Here is a 14,817-nt window from a genome sequence, read left to right as displayed (position 1 = left end):
TTCCACAGGAAATGATATTAACTCAAACATGATCTGCTACGTATCGCCCAGGCATATATGGCCAAAATAAAAGACGTATAGAGACATTTGTTTTTATCGTCATAATTAATGATCCATTCCTCAGTCTCCCGGCTCCCGTTCCGCCATCGATGGGTGCCAAGATATTGCTGCATGTCCCATGGATGAGATCCCCACTTTCCCATATCAAACCCAAAAAGGTGGTGATTTCCTGCGAATACTGAGTCCCATTTTTCTTCGCTTGTATCTATTTTAATCTTTGAACACTGTAATCGATCAAATATCTGCATCATCTTGATCTGTTTCATATTCAATGGCAACCGACATACTGTTTTCGTTTACATAATCATGATGCTTAAAGTACACATGCAAATCATCTCTTCTAAGCATTAGGTCAGCGCCTGCCATTGCCCCCGGGCGAGAAAGGCTTTCCAGGCTTGCCCGAAGGTTGGACGATAGAGGAAAACCAGGATGGGATTTAATTCGTTGATGACCTCAATACCTGCGAAGAATAGGTAACGATATCATCCTCATTCAGAGACTATGAATAAGAAATACCGGTCGTAGGCATGCAAAAAACATCCTTCAGTAACACACACACTTTCCCGAACGACTTGATTGAATCTCGAAATGCCATCCACTTCTGTAACATCCAACCCTATTTAATTCACATGCCTTCAGTAGTATTCAATTCGCCAAAGGTGAATTCTTGATGCCGTATGGGATGAGTTTCAGCACTCTTCATGCAGCCAGTAGACATCAAGAGTCAGGGCGATCTGTTTATATACCCCTTTTTGAAATACTGGATTTACCTACTGAGCAGTGTCCATCGACGATGAGTAGTTTTGTGTTCATTCAGGATCTCCATCGATTCTTTCCAGTTCCTTAACGTTTCAACCGTTTGCGTAGACTGTCTGCCGGGGCGAAGACGGCGAAGCGCCCCCAGCGTCGGGTGCTGCTTTGTTAGGCGGTGGTTTTGAAATGACTCTATGCTACTCGGTTTCATAATCTTCGATATACGTTGAACATCTTGTATCGTCGGAAATCAAACGACTCGTAAGCCGGAAAGCAGTATTCCGATAGTTATCTGTTTCAACAAAAATATTCTGCGCTCCAGAGCACTGGAGGCGGCGTAATCCTTCTGGAAAGAGCGACTCGCCCAAGAGCATATTGTCGAAAATCTTTGCCAGCCTAATGGCTCAACATGCCCTGTCATTGAATTTCATCGAACCAGCAAATACAAAAAAGCAACCAGACGTTTATCAGAGATTAACAACGATGTCTAAATCTGGCTTGTAATCAGGATGTTGAAGCGTGCGAGTGCGCCAATCTACCGTCATGTTTTTGCTTTCAAAAACAGATTGGTGAAGTTCCACATATTTCTGAACTTCTGATTCTCCGGCCAATGGGCGAACAATAAAACCTGAGCGAGGTTCATATATTTTTACAGGTGTCTGAGATGAGCGACGCATGAGCACTTTTGACCAAGAATCTTCGCCTACATCCGACTGACATTTGAAACCTGCATTTTCCAAGTCGCGAATACGGTTATTTTGCCCAGAGAAAACCATGACAAACCATGCAGGACGCGCATACAGCGTATTCTGTGTTGCTTGAGCGCGTTGGTCTGCCCATGAAAGGATTTCTTGATGCAGATGCGATTCTTGTTCAGGATGACATACATAATCAATAGTCCAAAAGGTGTTTGAAGTACCGCCCAAGCAAAAAAGTTGTTGGTTTTCATCAAACCATAAACTGATGTTTTCAGGATTGTCAAACGCCCATGAACTAAAACGGTAGGGCAAATCTACATTATGGGATTATTTTTGGACATTGGCGAGCCAGAGCGGACATTAGATATTTGTCTTGCTCGGTTGAAAAGGGGCGTTGAGTTACAGCCATACGATAATCATCCATAATTATTCTGAAATTTCTACTGAGTGAACCGCCCAACCGTTTGCGTAGACTGTCTGCCGGGGCGGAGACGGCGAAGCCATCCAACTGAAAAACTGCTCGACACGAAGTTTGCCGCAGAATACCGCACATCAGATGCACGCTTTTTAGGCTGCCTATTTAGGCTGTTACGGCTGGAGAGCATTATCACCGCTCGACTCTCAAACAAAAAGCGTCTTCTGATTCTTCATAAACCTTCATACCTGCTTTAAGGAATACTCGCTGTGAAGCCAAATTCGACTTCTTGGTATTACGAGCAACAACTGCGCGACACGATATTTCTTCAAATGCCCACGCGATCATCGCCTTCACTGCTTCAGTCGTGTAACCTTGTCGCTGGTAACTTTGGTCTATGCCATATCCAATTTCAGCTTCACCATTCTGGTCGGGGAATCCTTTAAAGCCAACCAGACCTGCCCCGAAAGGCACAGTACGAATAACAAGTAACCAATATGTATACCAGGCCAATTGGGCTTGATCAGCATGAGTCATCTTAGAGAGTTTTTTACGGATAGCACGCTGTGTATTTTCGGTAACTATTTCTCGTGAGATCGGAATACCTAATTCCTGCTCCAACCGTACCCATTTATATACCAAAGATAAATAGACACGCTTAGGCGTCAGGCATTTGAATTGTGTATTGGCGGGGCGATAAGCCCTGTAATGCCCTTGCGACGGATAGTGTTGTAATCTTCGCCAGTGTTCTGCGATCAAACGACTTCATCCAAATCCTCAAACAAATACGCGTCCAAAACACCCACGAAATGTGCGGTCGAAGCGTTCGATATATGCATTCTGAGCTGGTTGCCAGGCTGGATGTGGAGCAACCAATCTGTTTTTCTGCCCCCTCCATCTTGAGAAATAAACCCGGACCGTTATCCATGCGGATTGTTTCGGAGCAGATGCCAGCAGCAGATTTTCCAGCACTCGCACCACACGCTCTGCAGGCAATGAATGATCAACTTCGCCAAAGCGCCTCACGAGACAAACTAATGTTCAGAATGGTTCTGCCAAAGGCTGCCGCCAAATCCAGAGACCAAGTCTGTGGACTGCACTGGCACCCGGCAGTGCAGCCTTGCCGCCAGCCGTTTTTGTCTCGGCAATTGCCAAACCACGGTAAATCCCTTCCAATGCGATCCGGCGGACCGCCTCAAGGCCGTCACAACCCGCGGGAACGCGATAGGTGCGAGCGCAGTCACTGTGGGCACGCCCGTCGCTCATCCCTGTTCTGCGATCGCATAGGTCACCAGCTCGCGCTGCTCTTCTGGCCCAAGTTTTTTTCGATAATGTCTTTCAGTACCGCATGCTCCAGACTAATTTGCATACATCTGTGCGATTTTCTTCTTCCAGTTCCTTAGTCGTTTCAGACGCCCGCCGACATGCCGCTGTACGTTCCATTTGTAAAAGGATGCTTGCCAAATCCGTGTTGCCGGAAACAAGCTCTTCGAGCCGACATGCCTGCTTCCGCTCTTTCAGGATGTTACGATCTGGCTTTCTGAAAACTTCGACTTCTTCATCTGGATCTCTCCTGGTATTTTGCCACGATTTTTCCACTACCCTGGATGATTTTACGGATATTACCCAACAAGTCTGGATATTCAAGATATTGTCCGGGTAATTGGATCCGGGTAAGTGGAATTATATCAAGCCGTTGGGTCTTTAATTTATACATCGACATTGTGACCTGCTGATTGAGCCGCCCCGCTGAACAGCTTGCATGTACCTGTAGCAAGCCGTCAACCGGAAAATACTGAAGTGTGGAAAATGCCTGGGATAACCACAGCCCCCAACATCAGGTGCATGCTTTGTTAGGTGTTTCTATCTCTTTTAGCCAAATTACTTATTAAATTATAGCGATTATTATTATCTTTTTGCATTATTACAACCTGGCAATTCTTAGGATTTTGCAAATTATCAAATTCCTCAACAGTCCAATGAAACCAGCGCATTAAGAATAATCTTAAGGTCATTCCATGAGTTACTATCAATGTGTTGTCTGGATAATTTTGTTTCGCAAAATCTCGATAAAGAGTATCGAGAAAAGTGCTAACCCTATCGTAAACATCTGCGCAAGATTCTCCATCTGGGATTCGATAATAAAAGGTGCCATATTTATCTCGTTCTTTGTCAATCTCTTCGCCTACTTCGAGGTGGCGAAAATGTCCCCAGTCTTGTTCTCGTATACGCGGATCTTCAAAGACTTTAATCACATGGGCTTCAATGTTTTTAGCTATTTGTGCATAAGTTTGGCGGGTGCGATAGAAAGGCGAAAGGTAAACATGGACGGATTCTTGTCCAATAATTTCTTTAATCTCTTTGCCAGCATTTAAGGCTTGATTAATACCCTCCTCTGTGAGATTCAAAGCAAAATCAGGAACATTTTCATACTTGCGTTTATCAACATTACCTTCTGATTGACCATGTCGAACTAAAATTATGCGTTTTGGATTCATAGGCTCACTTTGAAATGGAAGAAAAACACCCAACGGCTTGCATGGACTGCGTTGGGGCGGGGACGGCGAAGCCATCCAACTGGAAAAAGAAAGGCGGGAAAACACTTGAACCGCCAGAATCCCCGCATGGGTGCATGCTTTGTTAGCCCGCGTTATTTTGGCGCGAACAAACGTTGACAAATAAACTCTTAATATTTATGATTAGAATTCTACCCTATTGGGCTACCTTTCTTATCATTGTTTGTATAGCAAACACTAGAATTGGAAAAAATTCGATTATTATTAACGCTAAAAAGAAAAGAATATTGTTGCAAAAAAACCAACAAGGTATGTTGCAATAACTCGGATGAGTGAAAATTTGTGTATATAAGAAATGGGAAAGTAAAGATATATTGCTGTCAGTGTGAAACTGACTAAGAAATACAAAACAAAGAAATTTTTACCAAATAAGTCAATGGTTTCCCATTTTTGAATAATAGTCGCATATACTCCAGGATCCCTTAATGTAGAATCGTAACTTGGAGCGTACCCGCCCGGAAAATAAGGGGCGTTATAGGGGGGTAGGATCAAAGATGAGAGAATCAGGATAAATGGCGGCTAATATATACTATTAATATCAATAATGGATGAAGGGTTCCAAGAACATAAAACACACTGCTTATCGTGTCTTCAATTTTCCCGGTTCCCTTTAATAGTTTTGCGAAATAATGAATAACCAATCCGTAAAGTAACCAAAGAAACAAATAGGGTATTATTGTTTTAATGATTTCCCATCCGTTTATTTCTGTGGGGCATTTTTGACTAACAATGATGACCCAAGAAGCAACCCAATGACTAAGCTTATTGCTGCATAAATAAAAGGTTTTGTATCTAACGTTCTGATTTTTATTATTGGAAATTTCCCACCCTCTGAATTAATTAAACTTGGAAAGGTTTGTGCGGGGGATGTTAGGATTCCCACGAATGCTTGCACATAGAAAATTACAAATTGCTTTATTGATGTCGTAAGTTTCTCAAAATCAATTTCCATATGGCTCTCCTGTCTTACCAGTGTCTCAAATTCCTGACAATTGGAAATGAAGAGTTTTTCTTCATGAACTAGATTTTTTTTAAACGAGCGGCCCAACCGTTTGCGTGGACTGTCTGCTATTCTTAAAAACTCAAGCCGCGCGTACGCAAAGCGTGCCGCACCGACAAATTTCAGTTACTCGTTAACCAGCCACGCTTTGGCGGCATCGAGATCGCCAAAGCGTTTGGGCGGATATTGAATGATAAAACCAAATGAGTCCAGCAGAATCTCTCTGGCTTGGTTCGGTTCAATGACCAACGCGCTTTTGCGAAAGTAGGGAGCTGCGCGAAGAGCATGCCTCATCAGTGCGACTAATACCGTGTTATTCAGGTGTGTATTTCGCAGATCAGCCAGGGCCAAAACAGACTTTTTAGGTTCTGACTGCAAGAGAGAGACCAGCGTTTCAAGATTCGCAATCAATGAAACATGGTCATCCAACAAGTTGGCAGCATTAATGAAAATAAGCTTCTTTTCTTTGTGTTCGATCCAATGTACGCTCATAGATAAATATTATACATGGCAAAATTAATCAAGATGTACGCGCAATTAGTCACTTAATTCCCTCAGCACCTCACCGGTGTGCTCTCCCATCAACGGCGGAGGCAGGCGATATGTCACAGGCGTATCGCTCATCTTAAGCGGCGAACCGACCAGCGGCAACTCGCCGATCGTGGGATGAGTCATCTTCACCAGCATCTCACGCTCATGCACATTTGGCATCGAAAAGACCTGCTCAAAATTCTGGATCGGTCCGCATGGAATTTCAGCCTCGTCCAGTTTTTGCAGCCAGTCAGCAACAGAAACTGTTTTGAAAATTGAAACCAGCAAAGCAATGAGCTCTTCACGGTTTTGCACACGCGCAGCATTCGTGACGAATTTTTCATCCATGCCAAGCTCAGGCTTGCCAAGCATCTCGCACAAGCGCGCGAACTGACGGTCATTGCCCACCGCAATTGCGAACCAACCGTCACTGGCTTGAAAACTTTGATAGGGAACAATATTCGGGTGCGCATTGCCGTGACGTTTCGGCAGATTCCCCGAGATCAAATAATTACTGGCCACATTCGCCAGCCAGCCTAATTGAGAGTCAAACAAGGCAATGTCCAAATGCTGCCCCTCCCCTGTCAACGTGCGGGCTTGCAGAGCGGCTAAAATCGCAATGATCGCATTTTGCCCGGCAAATAAATCCACGACCGCCACGCCTGTTTTCATTGGCTCACCCTCGGGTTCACCGGTAATGCTCATCAATCCGCCCAGCGCCTGAATCATAAAATCATAACCGGGCTTATCCTTCATCGAACCCGTCTGACCAAAGCCCGTGATCGAGCAATAGATCAACTTCGGATTCAATTCATGCAGGGTCTCAAAATCCAGACCAAATTTTTCCAGCGTGCCAGGGCGGAAATTTTCAACCAGCACATCACTTTGCAATGCAAGGTCACGCAAAATCTTTTTGCCCTCGTCCGTTTTCAAATTGATCACCATGCCGCGCTTGTTACGATTGACGCACAAATAATACGCGCTCTCCCCTTCCGCAAACGGCGGCCCCCAACCGCGCGTCTCATCGCCTTCGGGCGGCTCCACTTTGATCACATCCGCACCCAGGTCACCGAGAACCATCGTACAATAAGGGCCAGCCAGCACACGGCTTAGATCCAGGACACGAATTCCTTGTAAGGCTTGCATAATTCTCTCCTATAAAAAACCTGACAGGTCTTCATAAATCATTTGAATGGCACGACTCTTATGAGACCTGTCAGGTTTGGGCATCAAGTATGAAACGTGACTTATATTTTAGCAAACCGATCATGAACACAGCGGGATTATTGGGATTCGCGCCCGACCCACGCGCGGGGATCAACTTTGACGCGTTCGGCGCCTTCGTTACGAATCCGATCTCTCTGCGCTCGCGCCTGCCCGCTGCCCAACCGGCCTTGATCGAATTCCCCGGCGGATTCCTGCTACATTCCGGGCTGCCAAATCCCGGCCTCTCAGCAGTACTCAAAAAACATGAAGCCCGCTGGAACCGCGCCGAAATGCCCATCATCGTCAACCTCATGGCAGACCGCCCTGAAGAGACCATGCGCATGGTGCAAATGCTCGAAGGCGTGGACAATGTGATGGCCGTCGAGTTGGGCTTCGCTCCCCTCTTATCAAACGATATTATTCTATTAAACTTGGAAATGTGTGTCGGAGAAATCCCCTTGATATTTTCTTTGCCCGCCGAACAAGTGCTGTCCCTTGGCCCGCGCTTAATTCAGGAAGGCGCGGCGGCCATCAGCATCACCAATCCGCGCGGGGCGATCATGAATGATGAAAATAAATTAACAACTGGCAGATTATATGGCCGGTCATTATTTCCGCGCACGCTGGATATTGTCCACTCGGCGGCGATGCTCGGAATGCCCATCATCGGTGCAGGCGGCATCTGGACGGAACAAGACGCGGCGGATATGCTGTCAGCGGGGGCAATGGCTGTCGAAATGGATGCCAGTTTCTGGGTCCCGAAAGAAGCGCTCTAACAGTGTAGAAAAAAGCCGGGGGCGTGGAATTCATCAAAAATTTTTCGGACTGCAGACTTTAGTCTGCGGTTTCAGTATGAGAAGCGGACTAAAGTCCGCAGTCCATTTTTTGCGTAAGCTCTGGTAAAAGAAAAGAGTCCCGCTTTTCAGCGAGACTCTTTTGTGCGGTTCAGAATTAGAGAACTACGACGTCAGCAGCTTGCAAACCTTTGGGGCCGTTTTCGATGGTGAATTCGACTTTCTGGCCTTCCTGCAAGTTTTTGAAACCTTCGCCCTTGATTGCTGAAAAATGGACGAAGACATCGGGGCCGCCTTCACGTTCGATGAAGCCGAAACCCTTTGTACCATTGAACCATTTTACCGTACCGATTACACGATCAGACATTTTTTGCCTCCTACAGCAAATAAAAAAATAAGGTGACGCAGTATGTCTTTCATCGGGCGGTTAAACAAAACGTTTCAAAGGTTGTGCTTTGATTCATTATCTTCATACTTCCACAACGAAAAGCCACTTGCATCCTACAAGCGCAACTTTATCATGAAATTCTCATCTTGACAATTATTTTATTGGTTCCAAAATCATCACCGGAATCTGGCGATGCGCGGCTCGAATCTTGTACAACGCGTACCCGCCATAGACCGAGACGGCCATCTGCCAATATTTTTCGCGTTCCTCGCCTTGTGTCTCGCGAGCGATATATTCACCCACCTGACCATTGAGATTCACGGTGCATTGCGGGTGCGCTTTAAGGTTGTAATACCAGCCGGGATTATTCTTCTGTCCGAAGTTTGAGCCGATCAATGCGATCTTCTCGCCATCGATCAGGCTGACCTGCGGCATGGTGCGCGGCTCGCCGCTTTTTGCGCCAATGGTTGTGCTCTGGATCATGGGCAGGCCGACCAGTTCCGCGACGGTGTGTTTGCCTTTGGTGACTTTTAAGACCACCGTATCCAGACGATGAAGTCCGATTGAGAGAAAGGCGGAAACCGAACGCATCATGGCGAAACGATGGGTAAAACGTTGAAAAGCATTGGGCATTTTTTGGGTTGTCATATGAGTTTATCCATTTACCTTTTTAGTGGATTTTCGTTGCAGCATAGACTGATCAAACAAAAGAAAAATTGCGATCCAAAGACAGAGCGCCAGTTGCAAACCGACAGAAAGCGCGTGACGTTCCGGGGCCATGGCATCGCCGTGCCAGGTAATGAAGAGATGCGGCAGGATAGGCAGATTGAGCAGAATGTACACGCCCCACAGCGGATTTATAGTCCACGCACGTTTCCAGATCGCGATCAATGCGCCGATGGTCAGAATGACCCACAACGGGAGGATGAATTTCACCGGATAGATAAACGGTTCAACGAACCACGGCAACAGCGGATCGTATCCGCGGGCGAAGAATTTGCTGACATCTGCAAAAGCGATCAATCCTTGAAATTGGTTAAGCGACTGGCCCACACTGCGTATCGGGTTGGATAACAGCCACTTCATGTAACAGGTTTTGCCATGCGCTGCCAGCCAGATGCGATAATCTTCCAATTTAGGATTGGTGTAGAAGGCGCTGTCTTGACTGTGCCCATAATTGTTGACCATCTCTAGCAGGGCCGGTGTGACCGGCATTCCGCAGGATTCAAGAGAACGCACGGCTTCTGTGCTTAAGAGAATGCGGCGGCCAACGATGTTATTTAATGGGAAGATCCAGCGCGCGCCGGTTTCAGAGTTGATATTGTTTAGTAAAAAAGATAAGAGAAAAAAAGCGGCGAGGATTAATACTCGCGGCTGCGCCCAACGGAAAATAACAGCAAGAATCAACATACCGGCCAGCATTAATAAAAGATAGGCATTTGTATCGCGGGTAAATGCAAGAAAAAGACCGGCAACGCACAGAGCGATGACTTTGTCCACGCGCCAGCCGTGAGTGAGCCAGATGCCGAGGGCGAGGAAAAGCACGAACCACGAGACAGAGAGAGACTCGGTCATCATGACATAGTCCCAGTTGGCGAGATGCCGCACGAGACTCAAAGTGAGGACCATGCCAAAGGATAACAGTTGCAGCCAGACAGTCCGCATGGATGCGCTGACGAAGAGGGCAAGCAGTCCCCAGGCAAGGATTGCGAATCCGGTTTGCAGCAAAGATGTCAGCGAGGTATTCTGTTCTGAAATTTTTAAGAGAAGCGGAAACACCAGCGGACGTTTATCTCCCCAAAAGCGAATATCTGAAACGGGCTGTTGTGAAATTCTAAGATAGGCGGCGGTATCCACCAACTCGCGCGGCGCAGACCGCGCAGGCAGATTTGTGATTAAGCGGATGATGGCGTAGGTCAGAAAAATAAACGCGAGCAGTATTTTTACTTTTTGGTTGGAGCCTGACATTTTATTTCTCCAGCCAGATCGTAACCGGCCCGTCGTTGTGGATTTCGACTTTCATATGCGCGCCAAATTGACCGGTTTGAGTCGGCACACCATGACTGCGCAATAATTCGATGAAGCGATCCACAAGCGGAGAAGCAACCTCGGGCAGCGCGGCATCAGTAAAAGATGGGCGGCGGCCTTTGCGCGCATCGGCATACAAAGTAAATTGCGAAACGACAATGGCCTCGCCTTTTACATCGAGAACTGAAAGATTCGTCTTGCCCTGTTCATCTTCAAAGATGCGCAGGTTGGCGGTTTTCTCAGCCAGGAATGCCGCCTGCTCTTCCCCATCGCCGTGACCAATGCCCAATAAAATCAACAGACCATTTCCGATCTGGGAAATAGTCTGCTCGTTGACTGTGACACTGGCCTGTGAAACTCGTTGGATTAATAAACGCATGGGGAGAAAAGTTCAGAAGTGAGAAGTAAAAAGTGAGAAGGTGTGTACTTTTTACTTCTCACTTTTTACTTCCCGGCACTTCCTACGGCAACTGCATGGCTTCGCGCACTTCGACCATGGTCTGTTCGGCAATGGCACGCGCGCGTTTGGCGCCGTCGTGCAGAATGTCTTGAATCTTATTGGGATCGGCGGCCAGTTCGGCGCGTTTGGCGCGGAACGGCTCCAGATGTTTGTTAAGGTTGGCGGCAAAGCGCATCTTACAATCCACACAGCCGATGCCTGCAGTGCGGCATTCGCTGTTGATCATGTCTATTTCTTCCTGAGGAGAGAAAAGTTTGTGCATGGTAAACACGTTGCACACATCAGGGTTGCCCGAGTCAGTGCGCCTTTGTCGTGCAGGGTCGGTGACCATTTCCTTCACGCGCTTAACCGTCACTTCGGGTGTGGTGGCGAGTTCGATGTGATTGTTCAAACTCTTGCCCATCTTATCTTTACCGTCAATGCCGACCACTTTCAGCACTTCGGTATGTTTCACTTGCGGCTCAATTAAGACCTTGGTCTTATAGCGATAATTAAAGGAGCGCACGATCTCACGCGCAAATTCGATATGCGGCGCCTGATCAATGCCCACGGGGACCACGTCCGTTTTGTAGAGGACAATGTCAGCGGTCATTAATACGGGATAGCCGACCAGCCCATAATTGATATTCTCAGGCTGCTGGCGGACTTTTTCCTTAAAGGTCGGCAGGTCGGTCAACTTGCCCAATTGCGTCACCATGGAAAGATAGGTGTGCAACTCCATCACCTGCGGCACATGTGACTGCACAAAGATGATCGAATCTTCAGGGCGCATCCCGGCCGCGAGCCAATCCAGCGCCATTTCCATTGTGTTCTGTCTTAATTCCTGAGTGGTTTCCACCGTGGTCAGCGCGTGAACATCCACAATACAATAGACGCATTCATAATCTTCCTGCATCGCGACATAATTCTTCATCGCACCCAAATAATTCCCAAGATGCTGACGACCAGTTGGGCGCGCGCCCGAAAAAACTCTGCCTTTTTTTGCCATTCTTTATCCTTCAACCATTTTATGAATGAGATTGACGATCTCGCCCGCTTCTGCATGACGTTTCGCCTGTAATTTCGAGAAGACCAACTCCCCGTTCACGCTGACCTCGAACCTGCCCCCGTCCGAGGGAATGAGCGCCACCGACTGAATCACGTGCTCGTAACTTTTGAGCAATTCATCCACCAGGCTCACGGCCCGGTTGGTGTAGTGTCAGACTGCGCAGTAGATGATCTCGATGGTGAGCATGTGATTTCTCCGCTTTCTATATAATGCATTCGTTAATAACGATCCTTCGGCTGCGGATTTCGCAAAAGAACGCTCAATCCTTCGCTCAGGATGTATTACGCTTATGTTAGAAAATTATAACATGGCGCGTTCAAGGCTTGCCCCGGCCTGTCAACCGCGCTATAATCGCGCACGTTGTTCCGAAAGTTATGCAAGGAGAAAAAATAAATGCCAGTCTATACTTATCGTTGTGAAGCCTGTGGGATCCAATTTGAACGCCACCAATCCTTCACCGACGCCCCATTAAAGACCTGTCCTGAGTGCCGCAAGAAGGCGCTTAAGAAAGTCATTACGCCGACCAAGATCATTTTTAAGGGTTCAGGTTTTTACGCGACAGATCACAAGTCACCTTCGGGAGACACATCCAGCGCAAAAAAAGCTGAAAAAGCCGAGAAAGCTGAGAAGAAGGAAAGCGCTTCCGCCAGTACGGAAAGCAAGCCTTCAAAGAGCGAGAGTTCGGAATAAAATAGGTTTTGAGAAAGCGCGGTGCAAATTGCGCCGCGCTTTTTGTTATCATTTTTTATGCAAGTAAATAAGGAGAAAACCTCATATGTCCATGGAAGATATTCTTAAAGCGCTTGTCGATTCCCGTCAACAGGGAACGACCCAAAACACCGCCGACCCGATGACCGATCTGATCGGAGGCCTGCTCGGCGGACAGTCACAAGGCGGGGTGAACCTGTCTGATGGCGTGGATGCTGGAGATGTGGCGGGTCTGCTCGGCGGATTCCTGAATGCGAGTCAACAGCAATCACAGGGTGCAAATCCACAACAACCACAGGCGGCTGGTGTGAGCGGCATGATGGGCATGCTGGAAGCCGTCATGGGCGGCGGGCAAGGTGGAAGCCAGTCTGCGGCAAACGACCCGGTCATGCTGTTGCTTCAACCTTTCATTGAGCCGCTTGCAAAGAAAGCCAAAATTTCCCCTGAACTTGCCATGATCGTTGTCTCTTTTGTGGCGCATAAATTACTGGCTCACCACCCCGCTTCTGGCCGTGACTCAAATTCATTTAACTTTGAAGAGGTATTCGATCAAATGGGATCGGGCAAGATCGACTCAAGTATTTTGGAAAACAGCGGCATGATCGAGGAACTCTCAAAGAAGACCGGTCTGGATGAAGCCACTGCCGCAAAAAGTTTGGATATGGCATTTGCCATGGTCGGTAAAGGCGCTTCCAATTTGATCGATAAAAATGCGAAAAACCAACAGCCAAGCCTTCCGCCGCTGGTGCGGTTAAATCGTTTGGCGCTAAAGGCAGCGCAAGTGCAAAGAAGAAATAGATAAACAATAGAATCAAAAGAGCGAGGCCATCACGGTCTCGCTCTTTTTTTGTTTAAGATACTACCCGGTTTTTCGTACCCGTTTCAAGGTCCAGAAAGAAGCGAGGATCAGGGGAATCAAAGCGAATGCAGCGCTGACCAATGCCATCGTGTTATATCCCAGCGCGGCGAAGATAAATCCGCTTCCCAAACTTCCAACAGCGGATGCGAGTCCGACGAGCAGGTCGTTGAAGCCTTGTGTGCGTGCGCGTTCGGCTGGGGAGAGCTGATCGGCCAGCAAAGTGGAGCCGCCCACAAAGCAGAAATTCCAACCGAGGCCCAGCAAAAATAAGGCAACGCCCAATGGCAGGACATCGGGAGAGATCGTGGCGGCGATGCAAGCCAGCACCAGTGTGGCCGAGCCGACAATGATGACCGGCCCACGCCCCCACTGGTCCGCGAGGCGGCCTGAAATAATTGAGAAGGCGTACATGCCAAATGTGTGTGAAGAGATGACCATTGAGATGTTGGTCAAATCGTGATGATGTCCGCGCATGTGCAGGGATGTGATGACCATGACCAGTACCATCACCATTTGACCGAGTACCATGCTGACCAGCGCCACCTTTGCGGCAGGCTGGCTAAAGATCTGGAACATGTTTCGTACCACCCGCGAGCGGACAATGGTATCGGGAAATTCTTCTGCAACTTGTTTTGCGATCTCACGCGGGTCGGGGCGTAAACCGATAAATACAACAACAGCCGCAATTGCAAATAACACCAGGCTGACAAGATACGCGCCCGCGAGTTCATCAATGCCCCATGAACCGATGATATTCCCCGCTGGCCCGGCAACGAACGGACCAACCACCGAGCCGACCGTGCCGCCGATGACGACGTTTGAGATCGCACGTCCGCGATGCTCGGGGCGGTTGACTTCTGCCGCTGCGAAACGGCCAAGTTGAACGGCCGCATTGGCAATGCCCATCAAGACCATGCCGCCAAGAAAGATCGTGAAGGAATGAATGGCAATCGCATAAAACGCAATGCCTGAACCCACAACGCCGATACTTAAGCCGGTGGTCAAGCCATTGCGGCGGCCAATCGCATCATAAACATAACCCCACATGAATGCAGCAAACGCACCAGCCAAAAGATAGACTGCAGTTGGCACGCCCGCCCAAGTGGCATGTTGACTAAGCTCCTTGCCAACAATTGAATTCAGTGTAGATGCGGCGATAAAACCAGCCGATGCGAGAGATTGCTGTGCAAAGAGAATACCTGTAATTTTTCTGGCAATGGATTCGAGGTTGGTCATTTACATTCCTTTAAAAAGATTTTCAACATTATACATATACATCAACCAAAACGACCC

16 protein-coding genes and 1 pseudogene are annotated in these 14,817 nt (G+C 47.7%); 3 read left to right on the top strand and 14 right to left on the bottom strand.

What is annotated here, in order from left to right; genetic code table 11:
* Window positions 1-1,280: 1,280 nt before the first annotated feature.
* The 7 genes from IPL71_RS23175 to IPL71_RS23145 all read right to left on the bottom strand — a co-directional run bounded on the left by IPL71_RS23175 (window position 1,281) and on the right by IPL71_RS23145 (window position 7,182).
* Entirely contained in the window at window positions 1,281-1,823 is a 543-nt protein-coding gene (locus IPL71_RS23175; RefSeq protein WP_345325751.1) for a hypothetical protein, read from the bottom strand.
* A 295-nt stretch (window positions 1,824-2,118) separates the two neighbouring features.
* The gene (locus tag IPL71_RS23170) at window positions 2,119-2,685 is read right to left on the bottom strand and encodes a GNAT family N-acetyltransferase (protein ID WP_345325749.1); all 567 of its coding nucleotides are present in this window, start codon (window positions 2,683-2,685) and stop codon (window positions 2,119-2,121) included.
* A 282-nt stretch (window positions 2,686-2,967) separates the two neighbouring features.
* The gene (locus IPL71_RS23165) at window positions 2,968-3,192 is read right to left on the bottom strand and encodes a hypothetical protein (RefSeq protein WP_345325747.1); all 225 of its coding nucleotides are present in this window, start codon (window positions 3,190-3,192) and stop codon (window positions 2,968-2,970) included.
* A 587-nt stretch (window positions 3,193-3,779) separates the two neighbouring features.
* Entirely contained in the window at window positions 3,780-4,424 is a 645-nt protein-coding gene (locus IPL71_RS23160) for a histidine phosphatase family protein (RefSeq protein WP_345325745.1), read from the bottom strand.
* 778 nt (window positions 4,425-5,202) lie between these two features.
* A complete protein-coding gene (locus IPL71_RS23155; RefSeq protein ID WP_345325744.1) occupies window positions 5,203-5,454 on the bottom strand; it encodes a hypothetical protein in 252 nt (83 codons plus the stop codon).
* A gap of 174 nt (window positions 5,455-5,628) precedes the next feature.
* Window positions 5,629-5,994: a hypothetical protein gene (locus tag IPL71_RS23150; protein WP_345325742.1), complete on the bottom strand. Its 366-nt coding sequence runs from the start codon at window positions 5,992-5,994 to the stop codon at window positions 5,629-5,631.
* A gap of 45 nt (window positions 5,995-6,039) precedes the next feature.
* Window positions 6,040-7,182 carry a CaiB/BaiF CoA transferase family protein gene (locus IPL71_RS23145; protein ID WP_345325755.1) on the bottom strand — a complete coding sequence of 381 codons (1,143 nt, stop codon included), beginning with the start codon at window positions 7,180-7,182 and terminating at the stop codon, window positions 6,040-6,042.
* 86 nt (window positions 7,183-7,268) lie between these two features.
* On the opposite strand from IPL71_RS23145, the gene IPL71_RS23140 reads away from it, so the two are divergent.
* Window positions 7,269-8,015 (top strand): nitronate monooxygenase, encoded by a 747-nt coding sequence (locus IPL71_RS23140; RefSeq protein ID WP_345325740.1) that lies wholly within the window; start codon window positions 7,269-7,271, stop codon window positions 8,013-8,015.
* A gap of 175 nt (window positions 8,016-8,190) precedes the next feature.
* Here the strand turns inward: IPL71_RS23140 and IPL71_RS23135 are convergent, their stop codons facing one another.
* From IPL71_RS23135 to IPL71_RS23110, 6 genes and pseudogenes are all read right to left on the bottom strand, one after another.
* Window positions 8,191-8,400 (bottom strand): cold-shock protein, encoded by a 210-nt coding sequence (locus IPL71_RS23135; RefSeq protein ID WP_345325738.1) that lies wholly within the window; start codon window positions 8,398-8,400, stop codon window positions 8,191-8,193.
* A gap of 174 nt (window positions 8,401-8,574) precedes the next feature.
* Window positions 8,575-9,069 (bottom strand): nitroreductase family deazaflavin-dependent oxidoreductase, encoded by a 495-nt coding sequence (locus tag IPL71_RS23130; RefSeq protein ID WP_345325736.1) that lies wholly within the window; start codon window positions 9,067-9,069, stop codon window positions 8,575-8,577.
* 6 nt (window positions 9,070-9,075) lie between these two features.
* Complete coding sequence (locus tag IPL71_RS23125) at window positions 9,076-10,389, bottom strand: hypothetical protein (RefSeq protein ID WP_345325734.1); 1,314 nt, start codon at window positions 10,387-10,389, stop codon at window positions 9,076-9,078.
* A 1-nt stretch (window position 10,390) separates the two neighbouring features.
* On the bottom strand, window positions 10,391-10,828 hold the full coding sequence (gene dtd / locus IPL71_RS23120; protein ID WP_345325732.1) for a D-aminoacyl-tRNA deacylase: 438 nt from the start codon (window positions 10,826-10,828) through the stop codon (window positions 10,391-10,393).
* An 82-nt stretch (window positions 10,829-10,910) separates the two neighbouring features.
* Entirely contained in the window at window positions 10,911-11,897 is a 987-nt protein-coding gene (gene trpS, locus IPL71_RS23115; protein ID WP_345325730.1) for a tryptophan--tRNA ligase, read from the bottom strand.
* A gap of 3 nt (window positions 11,898-11,900) precedes the next feature.
* Window positions 11,901-12,092 (bottom strand): annotated as a pseudogene (locus IPL71_RS23110) (Rdx family protein); the annotation flags it as partial.
* A 258-nt stretch (window positions 12,093-12,350) separates the two neighbouring features.
* Here IPL71_RS23110 and IPL71_RS23105 point away from each other — a divergent pair.
* Together IPL71_RS23105 and IPL71_RS23100 are read left to right on the top strand one after the other, a co-directional pair.
* On the top strand, window positions 12,351-12,647 hold the full coding sequence (locus IPL71_RS23105) for an FmdB family zinc ribbon protein (RefSeq protein WP_345325728.1): 297 nt from the start codon (window positions 12,351-12,353) through the stop codon (window positions 12,645-12,647).
* An 85-nt stretch (window positions 12,648-12,732) separates the two neighbouring features.
* On the top strand, window positions 12,733-13,467 hold the full coding sequence (locus tag IPL71_RS23100; RefSeq protein WP_345325726.1) for a hypothetical protein: 735 nt from the start codon (window positions 12,733-12,735) through the stop codon (window positions 13,465-13,467).
* A gap of 57 nt (window positions 13,468-13,524) precedes the next feature.
* On the opposite strand, the gene IPL71_RS23095 is transcribed toward IPL71_RS23100, so the two are convergent.
* On the bottom strand, window positions 13,525-14,760 hold the full coding sequence (locus IPL71_RS23095) for an MFS transporter (RefSeq protein ID WP_345325724.1): 1,236 nt from the start codon (window positions 14,758-14,760) through the stop codon (window positions 13,525-13,527).
* Between the last annotated feature and the right edge of the window lie 57 nt (window positions 14,761-14,817).

This window comes from Candidatus Villigracilis proximus, from assembly GCF_016717045.1.
Classification (GTDB): Bacteria; Chloroflexota; Anaerolineae; order Anaerolineales; family Villigracilaceae; genus Villigracilis; species Villigracilis proximus.
Note: the sequence above shows the minus strand (reverse complement) of the source record. Positions and strands in the feature narration are given on the sequence as shown.

Bases quoted from the DNA above. Each gene is read 5' to 3' on its own strand.
- trpS (WP_345325730.1), bottom strand. From the start codon at position 11,897: ATGGCAAAAAAAGGCAGAGTTTTTTCGGGCGCGCGCCCAACTGGTCGT.
- IPL71_RS23140 (WP_345325740.1), top strand. From the start codon at position 7,269: ATGAAACGTGACTTATATTTTAGCAAACCGATCATGAACACAGCGGGA.
- IPL71_RS23135 (WP_345325738.1), bottom strand. From the start codon at position 8,400: ATGTCTGATCGTGTAATCGGTACGGTAAAATGGTTCAATGGTACAAAG.
- IPL71_RS23150 (WP_345325742.1), bottom strand. From the start codon at position 5,994: ATGAGCGTACATTGGATCGAACACAAAGAAAAGAAGCTTATTTTCATT.
- IPL71_RS23100 (WP_345325726.1), top strand. From the start codon at position 12,733: ATGTCCATGGAAGATATTCTTAAAGCGCTTGTCGATTCCCGTCAACAG.
- IPL71_RS23105 (WP_345325728.1), top strand. From the start codon at position 12,351: ATGCCAGTCTATACTTATCGTTGTGAAGCCTGTGGGATCCAATTTGAA.
- IPL71_RS23095 (WP_345325724.1), bottom strand. From the start codon at position 14,760: ATGACCAACCTCGAATCCATTGCCAGAAAAATTACAGGTATTCTCTTT.
- IPL71_RS23125 (WP_345325734.1), bottom strand. From the start codon at position 10,389: ATGTCAGGCTCCAACCAAAAAGTAAAAATACTGCTCGCGTTTATTTTT.
- dtd (WP_345325732.1), bottom strand. From the start codon at position 10,828: ATGCGTTTATTAATCCAACGAGTTTCACAGGCCAGTGTCACAGTCAAC.
- IPL71_RS23155 (WP_345325744.1), bottom strand. From the start codon at position 5,454: ATGGAAATTGATTTTGAGAAACTTACGACATCAATAAAGCAATTTGTA.
- IPL71_RS23130 (WP_345325736.1), bottom strand. From the start codon at position 9,069: ATGACAACCCAAAAAATGCCCAATGCTTTTCAACGTTTTACCCATCGT.
- IPL71_RS23165 (WP_345325747.1), bottom strand. From the start codon at position 3,192: ATGAGCGACGGGCGTGCCCACAGTGACTGCGCTCGCACCTATCGCGTT.
- IPL71_RS23160 (WP_345325745.1), bottom strand. From the start codon at position 4,424: ATGAATCCAAAACGCATAATTTTAGTTCGACATGGTCAATCAGAAGGT.